Consider the following 22511-nt stretch of genomic DNA (forward strand, 5'->3'; position numbering starts at 1 on the left):
CCTGGCCCGAGCCGCCTTTCCGGCCCGAATCCCCGGACTCCGAATTACAGGCCGCGAGGGTTATTGCGGCCAATACGGTCGCAATAATTGAATACCCGAGTCGTAACTGCATCGCGAATCCCCCTATAACAGTTACTGACAGAATCAGCTGAGAAGACACTCAACTTCCGAGCATGCAATCTATGTCCTCAGCGTTGTATTTATCGTTGTAAAAAAACGTTGTATTTTTATTTTGTTATCAAATATGCGAACTAAATCACTTTTAATAGACGGATAACCCACGGAATTACGAGTTATAAGTGGCCTGTTTCGAGGAGGAACGGAATAGGAATCGAACGAGCGAATCGTGTCGATAAAAGATGCAAACCCGGTCGATGATCTCGGCCAGATCGACTCGCCAATAAAGCGCCGATCAATAAAAAGACCGACAGAATACAAACTCTGCCGGTCTTTTTAGGGTGCTTCTAAAACAACACTGCTTAGCGGAAGAACATACCGGTGACCCGTTTGTTATCGGCCTGATCACCGACCCATACCACCATGGCTTTGCCGTTCCTATCCATTGCAATCTGGGGCTCAGGATCGTAATTAGAAAGATATTCAGTATTCAGGCTGTCACCTATTTGACTATCACGCAGGGAGACCCAGGTCGGTGTCGTTTTACCTTTTGAGTCAACCAGATCAACAAGCGCCCGGCCCAACACTCGATAACCTTGACGACCTGCCTCATTGATAAACTCAGACCAGACCACCATGGCTTCGCCATTGTCTCGGATGACGACCTGAGGACGACGCATACTTCGTGTTTGATCACCAAGGCCGGCATCGCCCAATTTCTCTGGCGGACCCCAGGCATCTGCCGAAGGATCATACACCGCAGCCCAAACCGATTGTTCTACAGGCGAACTGAGGTACAACCAACTCGATTCACTCTGCAACCACACAGCGATGGCGCGGCCGCTATCCGACACTGCTATTGATGGCCGATAGGCATAACGGGTGTCAGGACTTAGGGCTTGACTCGTACTCCACTGACCGACCCCAAGCACATATCGACTGGCCCGGATCACTACTTTGCCATCGTTGGCACCACCAAGAATCAGATGCTCCCATACGGCTATTGCCTGGTTATTATTGTTGACCGCCACCTTGGGATGCCCTAGTTCGCTGACGTCAAGGTTTATCTTATTGCCCCCTGCCGTCTGCGTGAAATCGAGTGACCGGGTACCCAACCGGTCCTTCTGGTCGCCTTTGCCATAAAACACATCGGCGTATATGCCATAACCGCTGTTGTTGACCGCCCTGCTTTGTTGCCACACAACAACGGCATTATTCCGATTATCTACTGCGACATGCGGATCTTTCGTCGGGTGTTGCGGGTATACAGAGTCTAACCACCCAACCGGGTCCCAATCGGTCGCATTGTCCGCTAAATTCTGACGACGCACGCCAACTCGCTCTGCACTGTTCTCGTCGGCTGAATAGTAACTGCCCCAGACCGCGAAAACCTCACTGCCACTGCGCTGTTTGCTGATGGCCACCTGTGGGACGCTGAAAGTGGTGGCGTCATCTCTTGCAGCCAGAAAAGTAGCTTGCTCTAAGGATGCAGAACTATTCTGGGTCAGTCGTTGTGACATGATTCGCCGTCCAAAGGATCCTTTACCCGAAGGCCGATGCAGATTACTCCAGACCACAACAGAGTTACCGTCTTTATCTGTCGCTATCTGAGGGTTATGTGGCACATTTAATATATTCGTTTCGTTTTCGATATACTCAGAAGATATACCATCAAGTTTCCACAAGTCAGACATAGTACCATTAGGTATATTAACGGGCCTTGCTATCAGCCAAGATGTAAATTTATCAGGTCCATGATTTTTGTTTCTCATACGCCATACAACATGGCCCGAGCCATTTTCCCCCACAGATACCCTTGGCTCCAAATCATAGACTTGTTTTTCATCTTCGGGGTCGCCTGTTCTGATTAAATTATCAACAGTAAATTCACCATTCCAACTGCGACAATAAATTGCCACGCTTTTATCCAAATAGTTTTCCACCAGATCCGTAGCCCCTTTCTGAATCTCGCAGAGTTGGTTTGGGGGCATGGCTTCAATAGCGAGTTGATAGTGGGCGGATTTAGGGATTTCTTTATTTTCAAAGTCAAATTCGCTTGACTTGACCTCAAGAGAAACCGGGTCCTCGATAAGATCGACTAATGACGCGTCTGCAAAAAACGCCAGTTGTAACTTCAACCCGCCAGTCTTTAAACCCGTGACGTCCCCTGATAGCGACAGCTCCATAGTCGATACTTTACAGGTGACATTAATATTTTTGAGATTATTGAGATTTGAGGTTGTGATAGCACCGCTTTTATTCTCGATATCGCATTCAAGGCCGGGTACCGACTCTGCCGGAATCGCTATTTCATAGTTACTACCAAAGGCAATGGCCGGGTTGAATTCATAGCGATTATTTTCAACGACCGGTGAGTAGCCCTGGGTTACACCACCAACAGTCAACTCAAGTTTCAGCGGGTTCCCCCCCAAACCGGTAACCGAGCCACCCAGTACAATATCGTGGCAACTGACATCAACAGTCACATTAGCTGAGCCCACGGTGTCAGTCACACTGCCGGCACCGCCAATCTCACAATAATAGCCTAGCGTGGTCTGATCCACGGTAATGGTGTATTGGCTACCAGTGAACAGCTTGGCATCAAAGGTAGAGCCACTGCTGCCGACGTCCTTTATCTCCGAACTGCCACCCAAGCTCGGCGAATCCAACGTCACACTGACCTGACTGCCCGAGCTCTCCAACCCACTCACCGCGATTTTGATACTGTATTCAGGCTTGCACTCTACTGTGACGATGATCACGCTGGCACTGCTCACCGTACCGTCGCCACCTCCAATAACCGAACATTGATAGCCCGCAGGGGATTGACTCAGGGTCACTGTATATTCGCTACCTCCCGCAAGGTCCGCACCAAAGGTGGAGCTCCCATTGGCAAAACTCTGAGTCACCGAACCTTCACTAAGGCCAGACGATTTCAACTCCAGACTGACCTGCTTATCTGCACCCAGTCCATCCACCGCAACGCCGATACTGTATCGGTTTTGGCTGCAGCTCACTTTAACCGAGGGCAATTTATCCCCATTTACGGTACCGCTGCCACCCGCAGTAATGTCGCATTGGTATTCCGACAGGGGCAGCACGGTAACGGTGTAGTTGTTTCCTATCGTGAGGCTCGCGTTAAAGGTGGAGTCACCATTGCTGAAGTTCTGTACCACGGGACTTTCATCCAGGCTCGGCGCTTCCAGCTGCAAACTCACTTGGATGCCTGCAGCCAGCCCATCGACAGTGACACCGAGCTTGTAAGGTATTAGGCTGCACTCCACGTGAACTGCTACGTCCTGACCGTCTACCACTCCACTACCGTCCTTAACGGTGCATTCATAGCCATCCGGTGAGAGAGATACCGTCACATTGTATGAGCTCCCATCAGGGACTTTACTGTTAAAGCTAAAGCCCGGTTCTCCAGCGGGAATGGTCAGTTGCTCTTCACCGTTTAACAGCACAAGGCCCGTTGCATCGGCAGGCAGCCCATTCACCACACCACCAATCATGTAACTTTTCACTTCTTCCTGGCCCGAGCCGCCTTTCCGGCCCGAATCCCCGGACTCCGAATTACAGGCCGCGAGGGTTATTGCGGCCAATACGGTCGCAATAATTGAATACCAAGATTGTAACTGCATCGCGAATCTCCCTATAAACAGTCACTGACAGAACCAGCTGAGAAGACACTCAACTTCCGAGCATGCAATCTATATCCTCAGCGTTGTATTTATCGTTGTAAAAAACGTTGTATTTTTATTGTGTTATTAAATATGAGAACTAAATCACTTTTAATAGACGGATAACCCACGGAATTTATTCACTGACCCGATCGTTGCAGTTGGGTCATGGGACTTTTCGCTTAATTCGGAACCGAGCGGCATTCAGATTTCGGGCTGTCCACCGATCAATATCGGCTCCACGGGTTATAAGTGGCCGGTTTCGAGGAGGATCGGAATAGGAATCGAACGAGCGAATCGTGACGATAAACGATGCAACCCCAGTCGATGATCTCGACCAGATCGGCTCGCCTATGAAACGCCTACAGGTAGAACCCGTGCTGACCAAATCGGCTGTGGGTTCGCCGCAAACGGCTCGTCGTTGACTGGCACTTTTATCAGCCGAACTCAGGTTGATGAAGTGATTATGAACGGCCCGATTTTCGTTCAGGCCGCGCATTTGAAGTCGTTCAGCATCGCGGCCGAGGTGATGCGGGGGCTTTAAAATCGAGCCGTGTTAAAAGCTGGCAGAACGAATGGCGGCGATCAGGTCGGCGCGTTGCGCGTCGATCAGCTTTAGCAGCGTAGCCACTCGCGCTTTATCGAAATGATCGGCCACATCCAGACAGTTCACCGTGCCGATCACTTCGCCGCCATCGACGATGGGCACGTTGATCACCGACTCACAGCCCAGTTCGTTAATTAAGGCGTGGTCCGGAAATACATCGGCAAAACCAGCGGTGCTGTTGGCGATAAAGCACCGCTGCTCGACCAACACCTGCTGGCTCCAGCGATCTTCCTTATGCAAAGGTTTGGAGCCGGAGGTCGGGTATTGTTCTGGGTGGGAGGTGTAAGCCCGGCGCGACAAACCGGCCTCGTTATCCACCACCATTACGGTAAAGAGTTTGACACCGATGGCCTGGTCGGCCTGCTGGTGGAACTGCGTATACAAGGTTTCACTGTGCACTGTGTTGTTTCCTGTACAAATATCACTGATGCAAAAAAATGAAGGCGCCGAAGCGCCTTCTGGTGTTGCCCATGGCTCAGTCTTTTTCAACCAAGCGGTAGTAAACGTAATCTGAAATAGCGCCGTTGACGAAGCCACTGACGCGCTCCGACATGGCCACCTGCTTGGTCGCCTGGAACATGATGACGATCGGCGAATGCTGCTGCACTTCAACTTGCAGATGACGATACATATCCAGACGCTTGTCTGAATCCTGCTCGGTCAGCGCTGCCATGGTTTCCTCATTCAGCTCGTCCGACGGCTGCCAGGCATTACGCCAGGTGGTGGTGCTCTGGTAGTGGTCGTCGGAGTTGTCGGCGTTATAAGAGAACGCCTTGGCGTTGGAATGCGGGTCCATAAAGTCCGGACCCCAGTACAGCAACATGGCTTCGTGAGTACGGGCGCGGTACTTGGTGATCACCTGCGCACCGGTGCCAGGAATGATGTCGAAGTTGATGCCCACGGGCGCAAAGGTCGCTTGCAGCGCCTGCGCCATATCGGTGAAGGGCGCGGCGTTGATCACGTCCAGGGTGACGGTAATCGGCAGTTCAACACCGGCGTCTTCGAGAATTTCACGCGCGCGGTCCGGGTCATAGCTGTAAGGCGTGTCTTCCACAGCACCGGGGAAACCGGCTGGCCAGAACGCCTGATGCACTTGCATCTGGCCATTCAGGAAGGAATCAACCATACCTTGATAATCGACCAGGTAACGCGCTGCTTCCCAGAGGGTTTCTGAGGTCAGTGCCTCGTTTTTCTGGTTAAACGACAGGAAATGCACCGCTGCCTGAGGGTAGGTTTCGGTGTTAACGTCGCTGTTGTCGGCCATGCCGGCAATCTGATCCGGCGTCAGGTTCATCGCCATATCAACGTCACCGGCTTCGAGCAGCAGACGCTGAGTCGCGGCTTCGGCAACGTGACGGATAATAACGGTGTCCATCTTCGGTGCACCGCCGAAGTAGTCCGCATTGGCATCCATAATCAACAATTCAGCCGGGCGATAGGTGCGCAGTTTGAACGGGCCGGTACCGGCTGAGTTGCGGTTCAGCCAGCCGTTGCCCATATCGCCGTCGACTTCATGCGAACTGACTTCGACCGCATCAACCACCGCAGCCGGGCGTGACGCCAGGACATTCATTACGAATGAAGGCGCGAAATCACCAGCGTACTGAACCACGACCTGATCGCCATCGGCGGTAACCATCTGCTCGACGTTATCCGCCGTCCAACCCAGCTGAGTCAGAATAAAGGCTGGCGCCTTGTTCAGCTTGACCACACGAGTGAAGGAATAGACCACGTCTTCAGCGCGCAGCGGGTTGCCGGAGTGAAAGGTGACGTCATCACGCAGCGTGAAGGTGATGGTTTTGTTGGCGGCGTCGATGTCCCAATCAGTCGCCAGGCCTGGCGACAGTTCGGTGGTGTTAGTCGCATCGTACTGCACCAACTGGTCGTAGCTGTTGGCGACGTATTCACCGGAGGAAAACTCGTAGGCCTGGGCCGGATCGATGCTGACGATGTCGTCGATATTTTGCGCCACTACCAAAGTGTTGTCCGGTGTCGCAGCGTGCAGTTGTGTGACCGGCAGCAGCGCTAAGGCTGCGGCCAGGGTCGTGTGGATGACTCTCTTCATGGTTATTGACTCCCAACTTTCTATTAGAGTTATGACTCGCGTTTGAGCGGGGTTTGTTTTGGTCCTCGTAAGCGAGGGGTGGTGCCAGTCCAGAGTATTCGTGCCGGGGTGTCGCCGGTGTTCGCAAAGCTGTGTGGGGTGTCACCCATAAAGTGCAGCGAGTCGCCGACTTTCATGGCAAAGCTGCCTTCGCCCAGCACCTGCTGCACTTCACCTTCGAGCACCACAATCATTTCTTCACCTGGGTGACTGGTCAGCTCAGAGGCGTAACCGGCCGGGATATGGATGATCAAGGAGGTGAGCGTGCCACCAGGCAGATCGGTGGACAGCTTTTCGTATTGCAGGGACGAATCGGCCACGGCGAAACGACTGCGCTCGTCAGCGCGGGTATAGCTGTCGGTCACCTTGGGCGTGGCGATAAAGTATTCGATGGACACTTCCAGCGCCCCCGCTAATTGCGCCAGGGTGCCGAGCGACGGCGTCGCTTTGTCGCGTTCGACCAGACTCAAAAACCCCACCGAGATACCGGCCAGGTCACTCAGTTGCTGCAAGGTCAGATTGGCGCGTCGACGGGCGTCGCGAATGCGCCCACCACTGAGTAGTTTTTTCTCGCTGTCTGGTTGGGCGTCGGGCAACACCATGAGTCATCCTTCTATAAATCGCCGTTTATCAGAGTTCGTCATGAACCCTGTTTGACACTGTTGTCTGTGAAACCAATTTGACACTTTTATTAAAACCAGTTTGACACTATAAAAATTTTTTAGTTTAGTCAAAAAACATTTTTATAGAGTAAAAGGCGCTTTTACCATGGATCAGGGAGCCCTTTGGCGTACCCGCTTACCCTCGCTGCGGCGCTGGTTGCTGTCGATTTCCGGCGTGCTGGCTACGGTTGCAGCGACCTTTCTCGGGCTTCTGGCGATTACCTTTTTAATCGGCCGAGTCGTGCCTATCGACCCGGTTTTGGCCGTGGTCGGCGACCGCGCGCCCCAAGCTGTCTACGACGCTGCCCGTCTGGAAATGGGCCTGGATGATCCGTTGATCGTGCAGTTCATCCACTATGTCGGCTCGGTGCTCAGCGGTGACTTAGGCGTGTCGGTCAGCTCGCAAAGACCGGTCGCCGAAGAACTGGCGCGGGTGTTTCCGGCGACGCTGGAAATGGCACTGATCGGCATCATCATCGGCGTCGCGCTGGGCGTTCCGGCCGGCGTCATCGCTGCAGCGCGCCAGGGTTCCTGGCTCGATCAAATCATCCGCGTGATTGGTCTGGCCGGTTACGCCATTCCGGCGTTCTGGTTAGGTCTGGTTGGTCTGGCGCTGTTCTATGCGCATCTGCATTGGGTGGGTGGTCCGGGCCGCATCGATATCTATCTGGAAGGGATGGTGCCCAGCCGCACCGGCTTGCTGTTAATCGACAGTCTGCTGGCTGGCGATTGGATGGTCTGGCGCAGCGCCTTCTCACACATCATTTTGCCGGCGACGATCCTGGGCTTTTTCAGTCTGGCCTACATAGCGCGCATGACCCGCTCTTTTATGCTCGAACAACTCAGCCAGGAATTTGTCACCACCGCCCGGGTTAAAGGCGTGCCGGAATATCTGGTGATCTGGCGACATGCGTTTCGACCCATTCGGGTACAACTGGTGACCGTGATCGGTTTGTCTTTTGCGCAGTTACTGGAAGGTTCGGTGATGATCGAAACGGTGTTCTCCTGGCCAGGTATCGGTAACTTCCTCACCAATGCCTTGCTCAACGCCGATATGAATTCGGTGCTCGGTGCCACTCTGGTAATCGGCGCGGTTTTTATTGGCGTCAATAAAATCTCCGATCTGCTCTACCGCTTGCTCGACCCGAGGGCCCGCTCATGATGTTGTCGAAAAGCTGGCTGTTGGATGACAGCCCAGAAACCCGCTGGCAGGCGAGCCTCGGCCAGGGCTATCGCACGCTGCGCAACCTGATGCGTAATCCACTGGCGCTGATCGGTTTATTGATCATTATCGCGCTGCTGTTAGTGGCAGCTTTGGCACCGCTGATTGCGCCCTATTCTCCCATTGCCAGTGATCTTGGCGCGCGTCTGCAACCGCCCTCGGCGGCACACTGGATGGGCACCGACGAACTGGGCCGCGATATTTTGTCGCGCATTATTTATGGCTCGCGCATTACGCTCTTTATTGTGCTGTTGGTGGCGGTTATTTCCGCGCCCATCGGTTTATTGATTGGCACTGTCGCTGGTTATTTCGGTGGCTGGGTTGATCGTATTTTGATGGGCATCACCGATATTTTTCTGTCTATGCCGCGACTGATTTTGGCATTGGCGTTTGTTGCCGCTTTAGGGCCAGGCATTGAAAACGCTGTTATCGCCATCGCCATTACCGCCTGGCCGGTCTATGCGCGTATCGCCCGCGCCGAAACACTCACCTTCCGGCAGGCAGAATTTATCAGCGCCATTCGCATGCAAGGTGCGGGTCATCTGCGCATTATTTTTCGGCACGTTATTCCGCTGTGTATGTCGTCGACCATTGTGCGCGTCACCCTGGATATGGCCGGCATTATTCTCACCGCCGCCGGCCTCGGTTTTCTCGGTCTCGGTGCGCAACCGCCGCTGCCGGAGTGGGGCGCGATGATCTCCAGCGGCCGCAATTACATTCTCGATCAATGGTGGGTTGCCACCATGCCGGGCTTCGCCATTCTTATCGTCAGTCTGGGCTTTTGCCTGTTTGGCGATGGGCTGCGCGATGTCCTCGATCCGCGTAACAGGAGCCACTGATGCCTCTTTTAGAAGTCAATAATCTGCGCGTCAGCTTTCCTTCGGAGCAGGGCCCGATCGAGGTGGTCAAAGGCGTCAGTTTTGAACTGGGTCGGGAACGCCTGGGCATCGTCGGTGAAAGTGGTTCGGGTAAATCCATGACTGGCCGTGCACTACTGCGACTGATTCGCGCACCGGGAAAAGTCAGCGCCGACGCGCTGCGTTTTAATGGCGAAGAACTCACCACGCTCAGCGATCGCGCTATGCGCAAACTGCGCGGCGCCAAACTGTCGATGGTGATGCAGGACCCGAAATATTCGCTCAATCCGGTGATGCGCATCGGCGAACAGATGGCCGAAGTGATGGCGGTACACAGCAAGGTATCGCGCCGCCAACGCAAACAAAAAGTGTTGCAGGCACTGGAGTCGGTGCGCATTCACGATCCCGAACGGGTCTATCGGCTCTATCCGCATGAAGTCTCCGGCGGCATGGGCCAGCGGGTAATGATTGCCATGATGGTGATACTGGAACCCGATTTAATTATCGCCGACGAACCAACATCCGCCTTGGATGTGTCAGTGCAGGCTCAGGTGCTCGATATTCTTGATGACCTGGTTAATCGCAACGGTATGGGACTGATTTTTATCAGCCACGATCTCAACTTGGTGGCGCGTTATTGCGACCGTATTTTGGTGATGTTTAACGGTCACATTGTCGAAACCTGCGCCGCCAATGAACTGCATCTGGCGCAGCATCCTTATACCCAAGGTTTGCTGGCATCGATGCCAACTCTGGATGAAAACCGCGACCATTTGCCGGTATTAAATCGCGCCGATCTGGAGGCATACAGCCAATGATCGAACTGAATAATCTCAGCGTTTCCTACGGCGATACCGAGGTGGTGAAGTCGGTCAGTCTGGATATCGCCAAGGGCGAAAGTTTTGCGCTGGTGGGCGAAAGCGGCTCGGGGAAATCGACCATTTTGAAAGCCATTTCCGGCCAGGAACGCCATTGGACTGGAGACATTCGACTGAATCAGCAAGCGTTGCGCAAGACACAAAATACCGCTCAGGTAAGGCTGTGTCAGATGGTGTTTCAGGATCCTTATGGCTCGCTGCATCCGCGCAAAAGCGTCGACACTATTTTGTCGGAACCCTTGGCGATTCATGGCATTGGCAACCACAGCGAACGCGTTTTAAAAGCGCTCGATGATGTCGGCCTGGCGCAGAAATTTCGTTTCCGGCTACCGCATCAGTTGTCCGGCGGACAACGTCAGCGCGTTGCCATTGCCCGGGCGCTGATGCTCGATCCGAAAATTCTGCTGCTCGACGAACCAACCTCGGCGCTGGATGTATCGGTGCAGGCTGAAGTCTTGAACCTGTTGAAGACGCTGCGCGCAGAACGGCAGTTGACCTATTTTCTGGTCACCCACGACCTGCCGGTGGTGTCCTTTTTATGCGACCGGTTGGGTGTGCTGCGCCATGGCGAATTGGTTGAAGTCGCCGCTGTCAGCCAATTGAAAACCCGCCAACTCGACAGCGATTACGGCCAGGAATTGCTGTCGAAAAGCCACTGATTAAAGAGAGATAACGGCATGACATCCCACTATCAAGCACACCTGCAAACGCTGATTGAGCGTTACCAAACCGCTCTGGAACGACATGGTTACGATGCTGTGGTGATCAGCTCTGGTCCGTTGCTGACCATCGCCGAAGACGATCGCACCTTTCCCTATACGCCGCGCGCTTTCGCGCAACAATGGTTGCCTTACGACCTCGATCCGGACACCTTCGTCATCTTTCGTCCCGGCGAAAAACCGCGACTGTTGTGGCCGGCCCGGGCCGATTTCTGGCATCTGACGCCACAACAACCCAGCGGTGATTGGACCGCTTTGTGGCATATCGAAGCGGCAACGTCGGTGGCCGATTGGCTGCCGCAATTAACCGGACGCATCGCCTGGATCGGCCCGCAACACCCCGATGCCGGTCAGGTTGAAGTCGACCCATCAGGTCTGAAAGCCGAGCTGAGTTATTACCGCGCCTATAAGACCGATTTCGAAATCGACTGCATGGCTGCGGCCAGTCGAAAAGGCGTTAAAGGTCATCTGGCTGCTCAGCAGGCCTTTGCAGAAGGTGGCTCTGAAGCACACATCTACCGAGCCTTTTTAGGCGCCAGCGAACAGTTGGAAATCCAAGAGCCTTACAGCGGCATCGTTGCGCTGAATGAAGCGGCAGCGACCTTGCACTACGAGCGTCGTCGCTTTGCGCCACCGTCGCAACATCGCACTCTGCTGATCGATGCCGGTGCCAAGGTTAATGGTTATGCCAGCGACATCACCCGTACATACAGCGCCGATAGCGGTTTGTTCGCCGACTTGTTGAGCAGCATGGATGTGTTGCAACAGAGGTTGTGTCAGGCAGTAAAACCGGGTGTCGCCATGCCGGACTTGCATCGGCAGGCGTTGGCGGGCGTGGCCGAGGTGTTACACCAACATAAACTCTGCTCGCTGTCCGTAGAAGAACAGTTAGCCAAGCGCGTTCCGCACGCTTTTTATCCGCACGGCCTGGGGCACTTACTGGGTTTACAGGTGCACGATGTGGGCGGTCACCAACAGGATATGGCAGGCACTCTTAAGCGCGATGAGGACTCACCGGCGTTGCGTCTGACCCGAACATTCGAGACCGGTATGGTGACCACCATCGAGCCCGGTCTGTACTTTATTCCCATGCTGCTGGACGAACTGATGCGTCACCAGGCGCAGCATGGTTTGGATGTCGAACGGATTGAGCAGCTTAAAGCCTTCGGCGGCATTCGCATCGAGGACAACCTGGTGGTGACCGCTGAGGGTCAGCGTAACCTGACCCGCGAAGCCTTTGGCCATTAACCGCAAAAACGCTTAACCAAACAGCTGATCGATCAGGCTCGGCGCTCTGCTCATGGCTTTATAGGCCTCAATAGCACTGTTGCTGCTGGGGCCTTTTTCACGCAGGAAATAGAGGTCGCCGTTTTCAAAGGCTTCGCGAATCTCGTCATCGGTCATGTTCGCCAGGGCGTCTGCTTGTTCTTGATTGAACCAGTCCGGCACTTCCTGGTTATCGGCCACCAGTTGATAGGCATTGAACAAGGCTTCGGACGGTTGAGTGCCGTTGGCTTCGTGTTCGGCCATGGCTTTGCTGATGGCATTGTAAGCGGCATCCATGGTGCCAGGGGCCAATTCCAAACCCTTGGCGCTCCACTGTTCCATCTGGCCGCCGCCAAACACCAAACGCGCCAGATGATTCTTCGAGGCAGCGCCGGATAACATGGCTTGTTCAGCCGCCGCCTGTTCTGGTGTGCGCTCAATCGGTTCGATGTCACCGGCAGCTTCTAGCCGCCGGGTTTCCACCGTCTGGATAAATTGTTCCGCCCATTGCGATAAAGAACCGGAAATATTCATGGCAACGCCTCTGTGAGTGATCCACGGTCAGTGGTCATTTCAAGAGACATGCCAGTTTCAGCAGGCCTGGCTGCGAGAAATAAAACAGTAAACGGCGTCGATCAGTCGGCGGCTTCGGCCGTATCACCGGGGCGAGTCGGTGACCGACGGCCGTTACCCAGCCACTGATAGCTGATGCTGAACACCAGCGTCTGGCGGTCGCGATTATCCAACAGCTCGGTTACCGGGCTGTCCGCAGCATCACCAATATAGTGGCTGTGACTGAGCACCGTCACCGCCGACCAGCGTGGTTTGAAGCGATAGGCGGTGACCAGGCTGAGGCTCAGATCCTGCCAACCGGCTTCGGCATCAAAGGCATCAACACCGGCGCGACTGGCTTCGCTGCTGTCGAGAGAAAAGAAACGGTCGGCGTAGCTATCGCTGAAATAGCTGGCACTGGCGTTACTGATCAGTGTCAGCTTGTCAGTGGCCGGCCATACCCAGCCCAAATTCAGTTTGCCATTGGGCGACTCATGGCCTCCGGGCCAGGTCGTCACGATGTCACCGCCCAGCGTTGCGATACCCGGCAAAGGCACGCCAATCACTTTCCAGGGAATGCCGGTACCTGCGGCCAGGCCAATTTCCGCCGACGCGGGAATATCCGGCACCTGGGCTTCATCGCGGCCGCCGCTGTAACGCACCAGGGGACCCAGACTCAGCAGCGGGCTGGGAACCAGATCGGAGCCAATGCCCGGACCTTGCGAGGACACCGAATAACCCTTGGCCTCATAGCGGAAGGACGGTGCCGGAAAAACCCGCCAATCGTCATCGCCCACCGGCGGCAACAACGCTACACCGAGCCCTACCGAAAGGTCGGCCGCCTGAACGCTTCCGGCCACCGCTAACCACAAACCGCACCACCATCTATTCAACGTTTTGTCATCTCCATACAAGGCCAAGGGCAACCTTGGCTGACCCTATCGGCCGCACTTATACCAGGCTTTTGTGACACTGGATCACTGCAGCAAGCCTTGGCAGATTGCCCACCAAAGGCCGTTATTCATCGGTTGTTTGTGACCTATATCACAATGTTGGGCAGACTGACCGCTAAGCGCTCAGCAACCGCCTATTTTTTGTACGGATTGGAAGGATGCATACGCCCTGTCTTGCGCACCCGGTTCAAGGATGGTCCGAACGCTCAAACGTCGCTTTTCGACGCAGCGTGGTCATTCTTCTACCTCAGGTTTCTCTGGGCCAATTTACCTAAACCAACGGTAGCATGCGATGTTCCTGGCCGATGTGACCCAAGTGATCACCTCTGATTACGCACTTTTTCCACCCTTTGAACGTCTTAGGCGCTGTCATTGACGGCTCTGCTGTTACTAACGATGCAACTCTGACCCAAAGGGGAACGACGCTTTAGCGTGGATACTCGTGTCTTGGTGGTACACCACCATCCGCTGCTGCGTTACGGCCTGGTGGCGCTGATCAACGCCACTGCCGGGCTCTGCCTGGTGGCGGAGCGGTCGCAACCGCGAGGTACGGTGCGGGTTTTGCGACAGCTTGAAGTAGACGTAGCGGTGATTGAACTGACCACTGCTGACGGCGATGCCTGGCGTTTGATCGACGCCATCAAGGTACGCGGCCTGGCCGTGCGCGTCCTGTTGATGACCAGCCAGCCACGCGGCGATCTGGTGTACAGAGCCCTGACCGCCGGTGTTGCCGGTTACATCACTGCCCAGTCGTCACCGGAACGCATTGTCGAGGCAATTCGCAGCGCCGCCGCAGGCGAGGTGTGTTTGTCACCCGAAGCCCAGGCCAGCCTGCAGGCCTTTCTGGAAGACGGCAACACCATCATGGCCGAGCCGGAACCCTCGGCACCACCGCGGTTGTCGGAAGTCGAGTACGAGGTGCTGTACTGGATTGCCCAAGGCCTGTCCAACAGCGAAGTCGGCCGAGTGCTGCATCTGAGTCCTTCGACGGTTAAAAACCATCGCCAGAATCTGTTCGCCAAACTCGGTGTCGCCAATGCCCCAGCGGCGGTTTTTCGCGCTATTCAAAGTGGCCTGCTTAAACCCTGAACCAGAGCTTAGGCGACTTGTCCGAAAGTCTGGCTGTTCGACCCATGGTCGTTCAAATGCCGCCTGCCTAGGGTGAAGCCACATTCCAGCGCAGGAGGCGTTATGTCTCTCAGCCAAGCCAAAGCCAGTCGTCCCAAGCAGCAACCCTTTAGCCGCAGCCGCGTCATCGGCCTGCTGCTCGGACCTATGTTGTTGCTGATCACCCTGCTGTTGCCGCTGTCACTCAGTTGGCCGCAGCAGGCGTTGCTGGCGATCATCCTGATGACCATCACCTACTGGATCACCCAGCCGATTCCGATTCCGGTGACCTCCATTCTCGGCCTGACGCTGACCGTGGTGTTGAACGTCGCCCCGGCACGAACGGTCTTTGGTGCCTTTTCGTCGCCGACGCTGTTCCTGCTGATCGGAGGCTTTCAGATCACCCTGTCGATGGTCAAATACGGCCTGGGGCAGCGGCTGGCGTTAGGGGTGTTATCACTGCCCGGCATTGGTCAGTCGACCACGCGCATCATCGCCGCTTTCGGTTTACTTGCCGCCCTGCTGTCCGGCGTTATCGACAACGGCGCGGTGGCTTCCATGCTGGTGCCCATTGCCATCGGTCTGGTGCAGGCATTATCGCCCGACATCTACCAACGCTGCCCGGACTTGCCCGACCACCGGCCGCTGCGCTTTGCCACAGCGCTGATGCTGATTACCGCCTACGGCGCCACCGTCGGTGCGCTGATGACGCCCTTTGGCGATGCCTCCAACCTGGTCGGTCGCGAATTCATCCTCAGCGAGTTTGGCTTACTGATTTCGGTGGGCACCTGGATGTCACTGGCGCTGCCCATTGTCGCCGTGCTTTTCGTGCTGCTGGTGACGCTGGTGATCCTGATGAACCGCCCGGAAATCGGCCGCCTGCCCAATGCCCAGCAACACCTGGCGGCGCATCGTAACAAGCTCGGCCGCATGAGCCAGGGCGAAATCAACACCGCTATTGCCTTTGGGCTGGCGGTCTTTCTGTGGTTATTGCCGGCGATCGTCGCGGTGTTTTTTGGACACGGCTCGGCGCCGCATCTGTTTTTGGCTCAGCGCCTGCCTGCACCCGTGGTTGCCATTCTCGTCGCCTGCAGCCTGTTTCTGATGCCGGTCAGTCGCGACAAGGGTTTCACGCTGCGCTGGCGCGATGTCGGCGCCATGGATTGGGGACCGATTCTGTTGGTCGGTTCGGCTCTGGCGCTGGGCAACCTGATGACCCAGACCGGCCTGGCAGAGGTGTTCGGCAATGCTCTGGCGGCACACGTCGGCAACGTTGGCCCTCTAGTGGTGAGTTTTATCGCTTCGGCCACGGCCATCCTGTTTTCCGAAATCAGCACCAACCTGGTCAGCATCACCGTGCTGGTGCCAACGCTGCCACCGGTCACTGAAGCTGGTGGTGGTGATCCGTTAACGGTGGCGCTGATCGCAACTTTTTCTGCCATCTACGGCTTTATGCTGCCCATCTCCACCTCGGCCAACGTCATCGTGTTTGGCTCGGGTCAGGTGCCGGTGTGGCGCATGATCAAAACCGGTTTTCTGGTCGATCTGTCTGGAATTCTGGTCATCGTGACCGGCGTAACGCTGCTGATGCGGCTGGTGCCGGTGGCGGCTCTTTGAGCTCAAACCTGAGGAGGTGAACCATGAGTACCGGCAACAGCAGCACCAACACAAACAGCAATACCGATACCGGCAACGACCACAACGAAGCCGAAGACAGCCAACAGGCCAAGTCCAAAGGTGAGCCGGTGGTCGATCGCGCTGAACACGCCGTGGCAACTTCGGCGGTCACCGCCGAAGCCGAGCAAGGCGATGGCCCGGCCTCGGCCAGTGCGGCGAGCTCGGCGGTAGGCGATGGCGTGGCCCAGACCAGTGCGGTCTCGGTCAGCGTCAGTGGCGATTATGCCGCTGCGGCGTCCGATACCGTGGCCGTGGCGGTCGGCCCTTATGGAGCGGCGGCGGCCGGTCCGGTCGGTGTGGCCGTGGTGGCACCCGATGGCGCCAGTGCCAGCAGCAACGCCGCCAATGCCAGCAGTACCGCCATCCAAGCCAATGACAGCGCGAGCGAAGGCGACAGCGAACGAGCAACACCGAGTCGCCAGCGCAGCGCGTCCAAGCGTCCCAAATCCTGATGCCAGAAGGCATTGGGATCGGACATCCGTAAATGGCAACATCAATGGAGGAAACCATGACTCAACAAAGCAATGCTCAAACCGACGCCATCCTCTCTGTGGTCAAAGAGATCAAGACGATGGTGATGGCCGAACGGCGCGAAGCTCAGTTCGAGCAAATTCACGACGAACTCAACGCCATCGGTCGCCAACACGAATCAATTCGCAACGACCTGCGTGAGGTGCTGATGCAGTTGGCACAAAGCCAGACCGCAGCGGACTGACATCGTGATGTCCGAACCAGCCCCGGCGGTGCAACCGGCCGGGGCTTTTTTGTCGCCGCTGATTTTTATGGCCGCAGTGCTCGCCCGATACTGGTCAGCTTCGACCCTTACCGGTAGAGTGCAGACTTTGTTGTCTTGCCTTCGACCGTCATGCTGAACCGTTTGCGGCACTCCACGCACCACGCCGTCACCCTCACTCGCTATGCTCTGGTTGCCAGTCTTATCTCGGTCATCGATGCCGGTGGTCTCTATGCGCTGCATGAAGGTCTGGGTTGGAACGTCTTTATCTCGCGCGTCTGTTCCTATCTGACGGCCATGACCACCGGTTACTTTCTGAACCGGCAATTCACCTTCCATAACCACCAGCGCGTACATCGGCTATCGGTTGAGTTGGCGCATTATTACGGCGTTCACTCCACCGGTGGTCTGATCAACTATGGCGTCTTCAGTCTGACCTTACTGGTCGGCCATCAGTTGTCGCTGGCACCGGCCTGGGATTTCTGGCTGCCGCTGCTAGGGGTCTGGCTCGGTGGCATCGCCGGAATGAGCTTTAACTACAGCCTGTCCAACAAACTGATCTTTCGTCGCCACCGCGAATAACCCACCTAACACAATCAAGGCTTGACTCCTCGGCCAAAATCAATACCGTACTAGTACATGAGTACAGCATCTGATTACAAAGCCGAGTTGCTCGACTACCTGCTCGCCATCGACGACGCCCCAAGCCTGGACGCCGCCCTGGAAAGCCTGCTGACACCGGCCGAATACACCGAGATCACCAAGCGTCTGCAAATCTTCAAGATGCTGCGCGCCGGTGTTCCGCAACGCAAAATCGCCGAAACCCTGGGTGTCGGCATTGCCACAGTGTCACGCGGCGCCCGCGCCCTGCACGACGACAACCACTGACTTCAGGAAGTATTCACCATGTCCGAGCGCCCTCAGCCCTTCGTGTTGCCGCGCAAACCGCAGTACATCAAGCTCGCCGATGACTGCGACTTTTTTGAACTGTTCAAGAAAATAGAAAAGCGTTTCGATACCTGCTTTATGCTCGAATCGCTCGGCGAAGACAGCCATATCTCACGTTACTCCATCATTGGTTTCGATCCGGAATACAGCCTCTACGCCAATGGCCGCACGCTGAGCATCGAAGACCGCGACGGCCAGCGCAGCGATTACGACAGCGACAATCCCTATCAATTACTGCGCGAAATCATGCCGCAGAATATTATCTCGCGACGTTACGCCGGCGGCCTGACCGGTTACCTCGGTTACGATGCCATGCAGTACTTCGAACCGACCCTGCAACTGAAACACAACGACGATTTTGACACCTTCCGTTTCGGCCTCTACAAAGACGGTTTAATTCTCGACAAGATGACCGGCGAGATTATCTACTTTCATTACGGCGACAGCCGGGTGGATTTTCTCGATGCATTAATCGATACCGACTATGAAGGTAACGGACCGCTGCACATCGAATTCGAAGGCGACACCATGAGCCAGGCCGAACACGCCCAAGCCGTCGCCAAGGTCAAAAACGACATCATCAACGGCAAGATTTTTCAGTGTGAAGTCGGCTTTAAAAAACGTCTGAAAATCGACGGCGACACCATCAATATTTATGAGCAACTGCGCGAAGTTAACCCCTCCCCACAGATGTACTACGTCAAATTCGGCGAACAAAAATTAATCGGCGCCAGCCCGGAACTGCTGTTTCGCTTGCGTCAGGGAGAGATGGAAACCTTCCCGCTGGCCGGCACCACAAAACGCGGCAAAACCGACCAGGAAGATACCCAATACGCGCGCGCCCTGCTGAACGATCCCAAGGAAATCGCCGAGCACAATATGATTGTCGATCTGCATCGCAACGACATCGGCCGGGTGGCACGCTTTGGCACCGTTAAAGTTCGCTCCTTGATGGACATCAAGCGCTTCAGTCATGTGCAGCATATTTCCAGTGAGATTGTCGGCATCATTGACGAAGACGAAGATATGTTCAGCGCTCTGGCGAGTAATTTCCCGGCCGGCACGCTGACCGGCGCACCAAAAATTGAAGCGATGAAAATCATCGACGGTTTGGAAACCGATGGCCGTGGTCCTTATGGCGGTGGCGTCGGTCATTTTTCCTTTAACGGTGACTGCACCTTCGCCATTCCAATTCGTACTGTCTTCGCCAACGGTAAGCGTGCCTACGTGCAAACCTGCGGTGGCAATGTGTACGACAGCAACGCCGAGGATGAATACGAAGAAATTCGCCGCAAGTTCGCCGGCACCCGCATGGCGTTAGCACCTTTTATGGAAGGAGAACTCGAATGAAGGTTTTGATCATCGATAACTACGACTCCTTCACCTACAACCTTTATCAATATATCGGCGAAATTCTTGCCACCGCCAAGCGCCATAACCGCTTAGAAGATTTCCAGGTGTTGGTTAAACGTAACGACGAGATCAGCCTGACCGAAGTACGCGACCTGAACCCGGATCGCATTATAATTTCGCCCGGCCCCGGCTCACCGGATGACGAAAAATATTTCGGCGTTTGCGCTTCAGTCATCACCGAACTGGGCCCGACCATTCCGTTGCTCGGCGTTTGTCTGGGTATGCAAGGCATCGTCCATTGTTTCGGCGGCAAGGTGGTGCTGGCGCCGTTGCCAATGCACGGCAAAATCAGCCCGGTCACTCATGGTGGGGCTTCTGTTTTCGCCAATGTCCCGGATAAGCTGGAAGTGATGCGCTATCACTCTTTAATCGCCGATGCCGCAACGTTACCGGAATGCCTGAGGGTGACCGCTGCGGTTGGTGACTTAAGCGCAGACCAGTTTGACGACCGCAAGGCATTGAAAAGCGCCGGTGATTTCGAACTGATGGGCGTACAACACCGGGACTTTCCCATTCATGGCATCCAGTTTCATCCGGAGTCCTTTGCGACCGAGGGTGGAAAGGAGATGTTGGAGAACTTTATAATGTCCCCCTGATATTGATGGCGGACAGATGCGACACCTAGAATTGAATTAATAATTGTTACGTAAAAAACAATTTGATAGATTCCAGCACCGAATAATGCTCTAGCGCTCGAAATACCCCGACGGACCATTTCATGTCGTAATGGTCAACTTTCAGAGAGACGCCTCAATGTCTAAGAAGTTATTTGTGGCTACCGCAGCCATGTTAATGAGTACCGCTACTCTTGCCGAGAGAAACAGTTTTGTATTGTCAGCTGGTGCTGGTTTTGGGATGAACAATCTTGAGATTGACAATTCTTTTAACCCTGAGACTGAAGCTTCATCAGGCTTCATTCGTTCTTTCAAAATTGGCGGCCTGATTAACCAGCAAAATGCTCTATATCTTCATATTCAATCAACTCGTTTTGAAATTGACTACGAAGATTCTAGTGGCTCTGCTACCTTTGAAGGTAACTCAGCGGGCCTTCTCGGTCTCGGATATACTTATTACCTCAAGCCAGAAGTCGGCTCCGCGTATGTTGAAGCTTCTGTTGGCCGGGGTAACTTTAATATTGACGATACAATTAATGGTCAAACTATTGATGTAGATTCGTCCGGCATGGCCTTTTTGATTGGCGCAGGCTACGAGTTTAACGAACATGTTCAATTAGGTGTTAGCTACCAAATGGGCAACACTGAAAACGATGAAGGAAGCATCGACGAATCATATTCCTACAGCACCTTGGGCGCGAAGGTAGAAATTAAGCTCTAATATCAAAATAAGAGATGGCTGTTCTTCAGCCATCTCATTTCAAATAGCTACAAATATCAGCCCGAGATATTTCATCTGAATATCTGACCTTAGTTCTCACCAATTTCATACCCTTTTTATCCGTATCCTAAAAAGTTTCGTTGGATATGGCTTATATTCCGTAATAACTCCTGAAATTTAGAAACGATCTCTTACACTCTAGAGTACGATCTCCACTCTTGTGAGTTACTAGTATAGAAGGTGTATGCTTTCTATCTAACATCCGTAATGTCAGCAACCTTTACCGCCGACCTCATCACATCCCGCGTCCAATACAGACTTGTTGTGAACTGTTTCACTGAGTACCCCCCGATTCGATCTGTAGCGTCTCGTCACATGATCGCTTCATGTTGAAGTGATTGAGACTTGAAAAGGGATAATGATCATGACTCAGACAATGACTAAGAAATTTTGTATCGCCGGTGTCGCAACAGTCGTTCTAGGCACCAGTGGTGTCGCGCTGGCAGATCGTACGCCACTTTATCTGTCGGCCGGTGCCGGTATCGGCGCTAACAATTTAACCTCTGACTCCTCGCTGGGTGAGGTTGAAACGGAAGCCACTTCCGGCCTGCTGCGCTCTCTGAAAGCGGGCTTTATGTTAAATGACCGCAATGCTCTGTACGTGCACGCACGCTCTTCTGGTTTCGACTATGAAACCGAAGACACCAACATCGAGTTTGAAGATGCACAGACTACGCTGATCGGTTTAGGCTACACCCACTACACCAGCCCGACCGCAGGTTCGCCTTATTTTGAAGTAACAGCAGGTATGGCGGGATTTAACGTCGAAGATAACAGCTTCGATATTGAGTCAAGCGGCAAAGGCATTCTTGTGGGTGCCGGCTATGAGTTCAACAAGCACCTGCAAATGGGTGCGGTTTATACCATGGCTGAAACCGAAGATGACGATGACAGTGATACCACTTACGCCACCAATTCTCTGGGGCTCAAAGTTGAACTGAAACTTTAATAAGCAACACCAAAAACGGGAGCCATTTGGCTCCCGTTTTTTTATCGTCAGTAAGAAAAAATCACACCATCAATTCGATAAACCCTGAATCACACTGCCCGGTAAATGATTCCCTTCGGCATCGGCCACCACCGCACAATTCACCACCATGTCCGTTGCCGTGATACTGACCCAGCCATTGGCTTGCGCATCAAAGAGTGCTGATTCAGACGTCAGTTCCCGACGCTTAGAAACATCAAGCCAGCGCACTTCATAGATTTGCCAGATGGGACTGTAGGGTCGGTTAACACTGGTGGCACCAATGGGATCGGGTGCCGAGGGGAGAATGGCTGGCTGGTCGCCTTCGGGGAAACCGTAGATACGCTCAATGACCGTCTTTAATTCCGGCGGTTTCGGACGAGGTGGCAAAGCATCGTTAAGTCGTGGTGCGAAATTGGCATTCTTGTCGATGGCCGCTGCCACCGGCGACGCATCGGTGGTGATGTAATAAACCTTGCGGTCATCGAACCAGCCGGGAAACAGCGGCATGGTGATACTGGGTTCGCTGACCGGGCTGGAACCCAGACTGGCGCAACCAGCCAGCAACAGGCTGATCAAGCCCGATCCCATCCAACGTTTTGTCATTGCTGCCACTCCCTATCCGAATTTGGTCAACTCAGTATAGGGAGTGGC

22 protein-coding genes are annotated in these 22511 nt (G+C 54.5%); 15 read left to right on the forward strand and 7 right to left on the reverse strand.

Annotation, left to right across the window (positions count from 1 at the left end; genetic code table 11):
* Positions 1 to 479: 479 nt before the first annotated feature.
* The 4 genes from ACXAE6_RS03350 to ACXAE6_RS03365 form a co-directional block, all read right to left on the reverse strand.
* Complete coding sequence (locus ACXAE6_RS03350) at positions 480 to 3758, reverse strand: hypothetical protein (RefSeq protein WP_475144500.1); 3279 nt, start codon at positions 3756 to 3758, stop codon at positions 480 to 482.
* Between the two features lie 595 nt (positions 3759 to 4353).
* Positions 4354 to 4803 (reverse strand): GAF domain-containing protein, encoded by a 450-nt coding sequence (locus ACXAE6_RS03355; protein ID WP_475144504.1) that lies wholly within the window; start codon positions 4801 to 4803, stop codon positions 4354 to 4356.
* Between the two features lie 76 nt (positions 4804 to 4879).
* The gene (locus tag ACXAE6_RS03360) at positions 4880 to 6469 is read right to left on the reverse strand and encodes an ABC transporter substrate-binding protein (protein ID WP_475144507.1); all 1590 of its coding nucleotides are present in this window, start codon (positions 6467 to 6469) and stop codon (positions 4880 to 4882) included.
* Positions 6470 to 6498: 29 nt separating this feature from the next.
* Positions 6499 to 7110 (reverse strand): helix-turn-helix domain-containing protein, encoded by a 612-nt coding sequence (locus ACXAE6_RS03365; protein ID WP_475144510.1) that lies wholly within the window; start codon positions 7108 to 7110, stop codon positions 6499 to 6501.
* A gap of 166 nt (positions 7111 to 7276) precedes the next feature.
* Between ACXAE6_RS03365 and ACXAE6_RS03370 the strand changes: the two genes are divergently transcribed.
* The 5 genes from ACXAE6_RS03370 to pepQ are packed head-to-tail and all read left to right on the forward strand — an operon-like array spanning position 7277 to position 12094.
* Positions 7277 to 8332: an ABC transporter permease gene (locus ACXAE6_RS03370; RefSeq protein WP_475144512.1), complete on the forward strand. Its 1056-nt coding sequence runs from the start codon at positions 7277 to 7279 to the stop codon at positions 8330 to 8332.
* Positions 8329 to 9231 carry a nickel transporter permease gene (nikC, locus tag ACXAE6_RS03375; RefSeq protein ID WP_475144514.1) on the forward strand — a complete coding sequence of 301 codons (903 nt, stop codon included), beginning with the start codon at positions 8329 to 8331 and terminating at the stop codon, positions 9229 to 9231. Before ACXAE6_RS03370 ends, nikC begins: the two co-directional genes overlap by 4 nt.
* Complete coding sequence (locus tag ACXAE6_RS03380; protein WP_475144516.1) at positions 9231 to 10067, forward strand: ABC transporter ATP-binding protein; 837 nt, start codon at positions 9231 to 9233, stop codon at positions 10065 to 10067. Before nikC ends, ACXAE6_RS03380 begins: the two co-directional genes overlap by 1 nt.
* A complete protein-coding gene (locus tag ACXAE6_RS03385; protein ID WP_475144518.1) occupies positions 10064 to 10786 on the forward strand; it encodes an ABC transporter ATP-binding protein in 723 nt (240 codons plus the stop codon). The genes ACXAE6_RS03380 and ACXAE6_RS03385 overlap by 4 nt, the downstream gene beginning before the upstream one ends.
* An 18-nt stretch (positions 10787 to 10804) precedes the next feature.
* A complete protein-coding gene (gene pepQ / locus ACXAE6_RS03390; RefSeq protein ID WP_475144521.1) occupies positions 10805 to 12094 on the forward strand; it encodes a Xaa-Pro dipeptidase in 1290 nt (429 codons plus the stop codon).
* A 12-nt stretch (positions 12095 to 12106) separates the two neighbouring features.
* Here the strand turns inward: pepQ and ACXAE6_RS03395 are convergent, their stop codons facing one another.
* Both ACXAE6_RS03395 and ACXAE6_RS03400 read right to left on the reverse strand, forming a co-directional pair.
* Entirely contained in the window at positions 12107 to 12646 is a 540-nt protein-coding gene (locus ACXAE6_RS03395) for a hypothetical protein (RefSeq protein WP_475144524.1), read from the reverse strand.
* A 101-nt stretch (positions 12647 to 12747) separates the two neighbouring features.
* On the reverse strand, positions 12748 to 13557 hold the full coding sequence (locus ACXAE6_RS03400; protein ID WP_475144527.1) for a MipA/OmpV family protein: 810 nt from the start codon (positions 13555 to 13557) through the stop codon (positions 12748 to 12750).
* A 492-nt stretch (positions 13558 to 14049) separates the two neighbouring features.
* On the opposite strand from ACXAE6_RS03400, the gene ACXAE6_RS03405 reads away from it, so the two are divergent.
* The 10 genes from ACXAE6_RS03405 to ACXAE6_RS03450 all read left to right on the forward strand — a co-directional run bounded on the left by ACXAE6_RS03405 (position 14050) and on the right by ACXAE6_RS03450 (position 21839).
* Entirely contained in the window at positions 14050 to 14706 is a 657-nt protein-coding gene (locus ACXAE6_RS03405) for a LuxR C-terminal-related transcriptional regulator (protein WP_475144531.1), read from the forward strand.
* A 102-nt stretch (positions 14707 to 14808) separates the two neighbouring features.
* A complete protein-coding gene (locus ACXAE6_RS03410; protein ID WP_475144534.1) occupies positions 14809 to 16341 on the forward strand; it encodes an SLC13 family permease in 1533 nt (510 codons plus the stop codon).
* A 23-nt stretch (positions 16342 to 16364) separates the two neighbouring features.
* On the forward strand, positions 16365 to 16853 hold the full coding sequence (locus tag ACXAE6_RS03415; protein ID WP_475144537.1) for a hypothetical protein: 489 nt from the start codon (positions 16365 to 16367) through the stop codon (positions 16851 to 16853).
* 56 nt (positions 16854 to 16909) lie between these two features.
* On the forward strand, positions 16910 to 17116 hold the full coding sequence (locus ACXAE6_RS03420; protein ID WP_475144540.1) for a hypothetical protein: 207 nt from the start codon (positions 16910 to 16912) through the stop codon (positions 17114 to 17116).
* A 150-nt stretch (positions 17117 to 17266) separates the two neighbouring features.
* Positions 17267 to 17716 (forward strand): GtrA family protein, encoded by a 450-nt coding sequence (locus ACXAE6_RS03425; RefSeq protein ID WP_475144542.1) that lies wholly within the window; start codon positions 17267 to 17269, stop codon positions 17714 to 17716.
* 57 nt (positions 17717 to 17773) lie between these two features.
* Positions 17774 to 18022 carry a Trp family transcriptional regulator gene (locus ACXAE6_RS03430; protein ID WP_475144545.1) on the forward strand — a complete coding sequence of 83 codons (249 nt, stop codon included), beginning with the start codon at positions 17774 to 17776 and terminating at the stop codon, positions 18020 to 18022.
* Between the two features lie 18 nt (positions 18023 to 18040).
* The gene (locus ACXAE6_RS03435; RefSeq protein ID WP_475144547.1) at positions 18041 to 19432 is read left to right on the forward strand and encodes an anthranilate synthase component I family protein; all 1392 of its coding nucleotides are present in this window, start codon (positions 18041 to 18043) and stop codon (positions 19430 to 19432) included.
* Positions 19429 to 20091 (forward strand): anthranilate synthase component II, encoded by a 663-nt coding sequence (locus ACXAE6_RS03440; protein WP_475144550.1) that lies wholly within the window; start codon positions 19429 to 19431, stop codon positions 20089 to 20091. The genes ACXAE6_RS03435 and ACXAE6_RS03440 overlap by 4 nt, the downstream gene beginning before the upstream one ends.
* A gap of 157 nt (positions 20092 to 20248) precedes the next feature.
* Positions 20249 to 20830 (forward strand): outer membrane beta-barrel protein, encoded by a 582-nt coding sequence (locus ACXAE6_RS03445; protein WP_475144552.1) that lies wholly within the window; start codon positions 20249 to 20251, stop codon positions 20828 to 20830.
* Positions 20831 to 21254: 424 nt separating this feature from the next.
* Complete coding sequence (locus tag ACXAE6_RS03450; protein WP_475144554.1) at positions 21255 to 21839, forward strand: outer membrane beta-barrel protein; 585 nt, start codon at positions 21255 to 21257, stop codon at positions 21837 to 21839.
* Between the two features lie 69 nt (positions 21840 to 21908).
* Here the strand turns inward: ACXAE6_RS03450 and ACXAE6_RS03455 are convergent, their stop codons facing one another.
* Positions 21909 to 22463, reverse strand: a complete 555-nt coding sequence (locus tag ACXAE6_RS03455) for a DUF7482 domain-containing protein (RefSeq protein WP_475144557.1) — start codon at positions 22461 to 22463, stop codon at positions 21909 to 21911.
* Positions 22464 to 22511 lie beyond the last annotated feature (48 nt).

Source organism: Saccharospirillum sp. ABV4_185, assembly GCF_056159245.1.

Bases quoted from the DNA above. Each gene is read 5' to 3' on its own strand.
- ACXAE6_RS03365 (WP_475144510.1), bottom strand. From the start codon at position 7,110: ATGGTGTTGCCCGACGCCCAACCAGACAGCGAGAAAAAACTACTCAGT.
- ACXAE6_RS03450 (WP_475144554.1), top strand. From the start codon at position 21,255: ATGACTCAGACAATGACTAAGAAATTTTGTATCGCCGGTGTCGCAACA.
- ACXAE6_RS03380 (WP_475144516.1), top strand. From the start codon at position 9,231: ATGCCTCTTTTAGAAGTCAATAATCTGCGCGTCAGCTTTCCTTCGGAG.
- ACXAE6_RS03440 (WP_475144550.1), top strand. From the start codon at position 19,429: ATGAAGGTTTTGATCATCGATAACTACGACTCCTTCACCTACAACCTT.
- ACXAE6_RS03430 (WP_475144545.1), top strand. From the start codon at position 17,774: ATGAGTACAGCATCTGATTACAAAGCCGAGTTGCTCGACTACCTGCTC.
- ACXAE6_RS03385 (WP_475144518.1), top strand. From the start codon at position 10,064: ATGATCGAACTGAATAATCTCAGCGTTTCCTACGGCGATACCGAGGTG.
- nikC (WP_475144514.1), top strand. From the start codon at position 8,329: ATGATGTTGTCGAAAAGCTGGCTGTTGGATGACAGCCCAGAAACCCGC.
- ACXAE6_RS03395 (WP_475144524.1), bottom strand. From the start codon at position 12,646: ATGAATATTTCCGGTTCTTTATCGCAATGGGCGGAACAATTTATCCAG.
- ACXAE6_RS03415 (WP_475144537.1), top strand. From the start codon at position 16,365: ATGAGTACCGGCAACAGCAGCACCAACACAAACAGCAATACCGATACC.
- ACXAE6_RS03425 (WP_475144542.1), top strand. From the start codon at position 17,267: ATGCTGAACCGTTTGCGGCACTCCACGCACCACGCCGTCACCCTCACT.
- ACXAE6_RS03370 (WP_475144512.1), top strand. From the start codon at position 7,277: ATGGATCAGGGAGCCCTTTGGCGTACCCGCTTACCCTCGCTGCGGCGC.
- ACXAE6_RS03350 (WP_475144500.1), bottom strand. From the start codon at position 3,758: ATGCAGTTACAATCTTGGTATTCAATTATTGCGACCGTATTGGCCGCA.
- ACXAE6_RS03455 (WP_475144557.1), bottom strand. From the start codon at position 22,463: ATGACAAAACGTTGGATGGGATCGGGCTTGATCAGCCTGTTGCTGGCT.
- ACXAE6_RS03445 (WP_475144552.1), top strand. From the start codon at position 20,249: ATGTCTAAGAAGTTATTTGTGGCTACCGCAGCCATGTTAATGAGTACC.
- pepQ (WP_475144521.1), top strand. From the start codon at position 10,805: ATGACATCCCACTATCAAGCACACCTGCAAACGCTGATTGAGCGTTAC.
- ACXAE6_RS03435 (WP_475144547.1), top strand. From the start codon at position 18,041: ATGTCCGAGCGCCCTCAGCCCTTCGTGTTGCCGCGCAAACCGCAGTAC.
- ACXAE6_RS03420 (WP_475144540.1), top strand. From the start codon at position 16,910: ATGACTCAACAAAGCAATGCTCAAACCGACGCCATCCTCTCTGTGGTC.
- ACXAE6_RS03360 (WP_475144507.1), bottom strand. From the start codon at position 6,469: ATGAAGAGAGTCATCCACACGACCCTGGCCGCAGCCTTAGCGCTGCTG.
- ACXAE6_RS03410 (WP_475144534.1), top strand. From the start codon at position 14,809: ATGTCTCTCAGCCAAGCCAAAGCCAGTCGTCCCAAGCAGCAACCCTTT.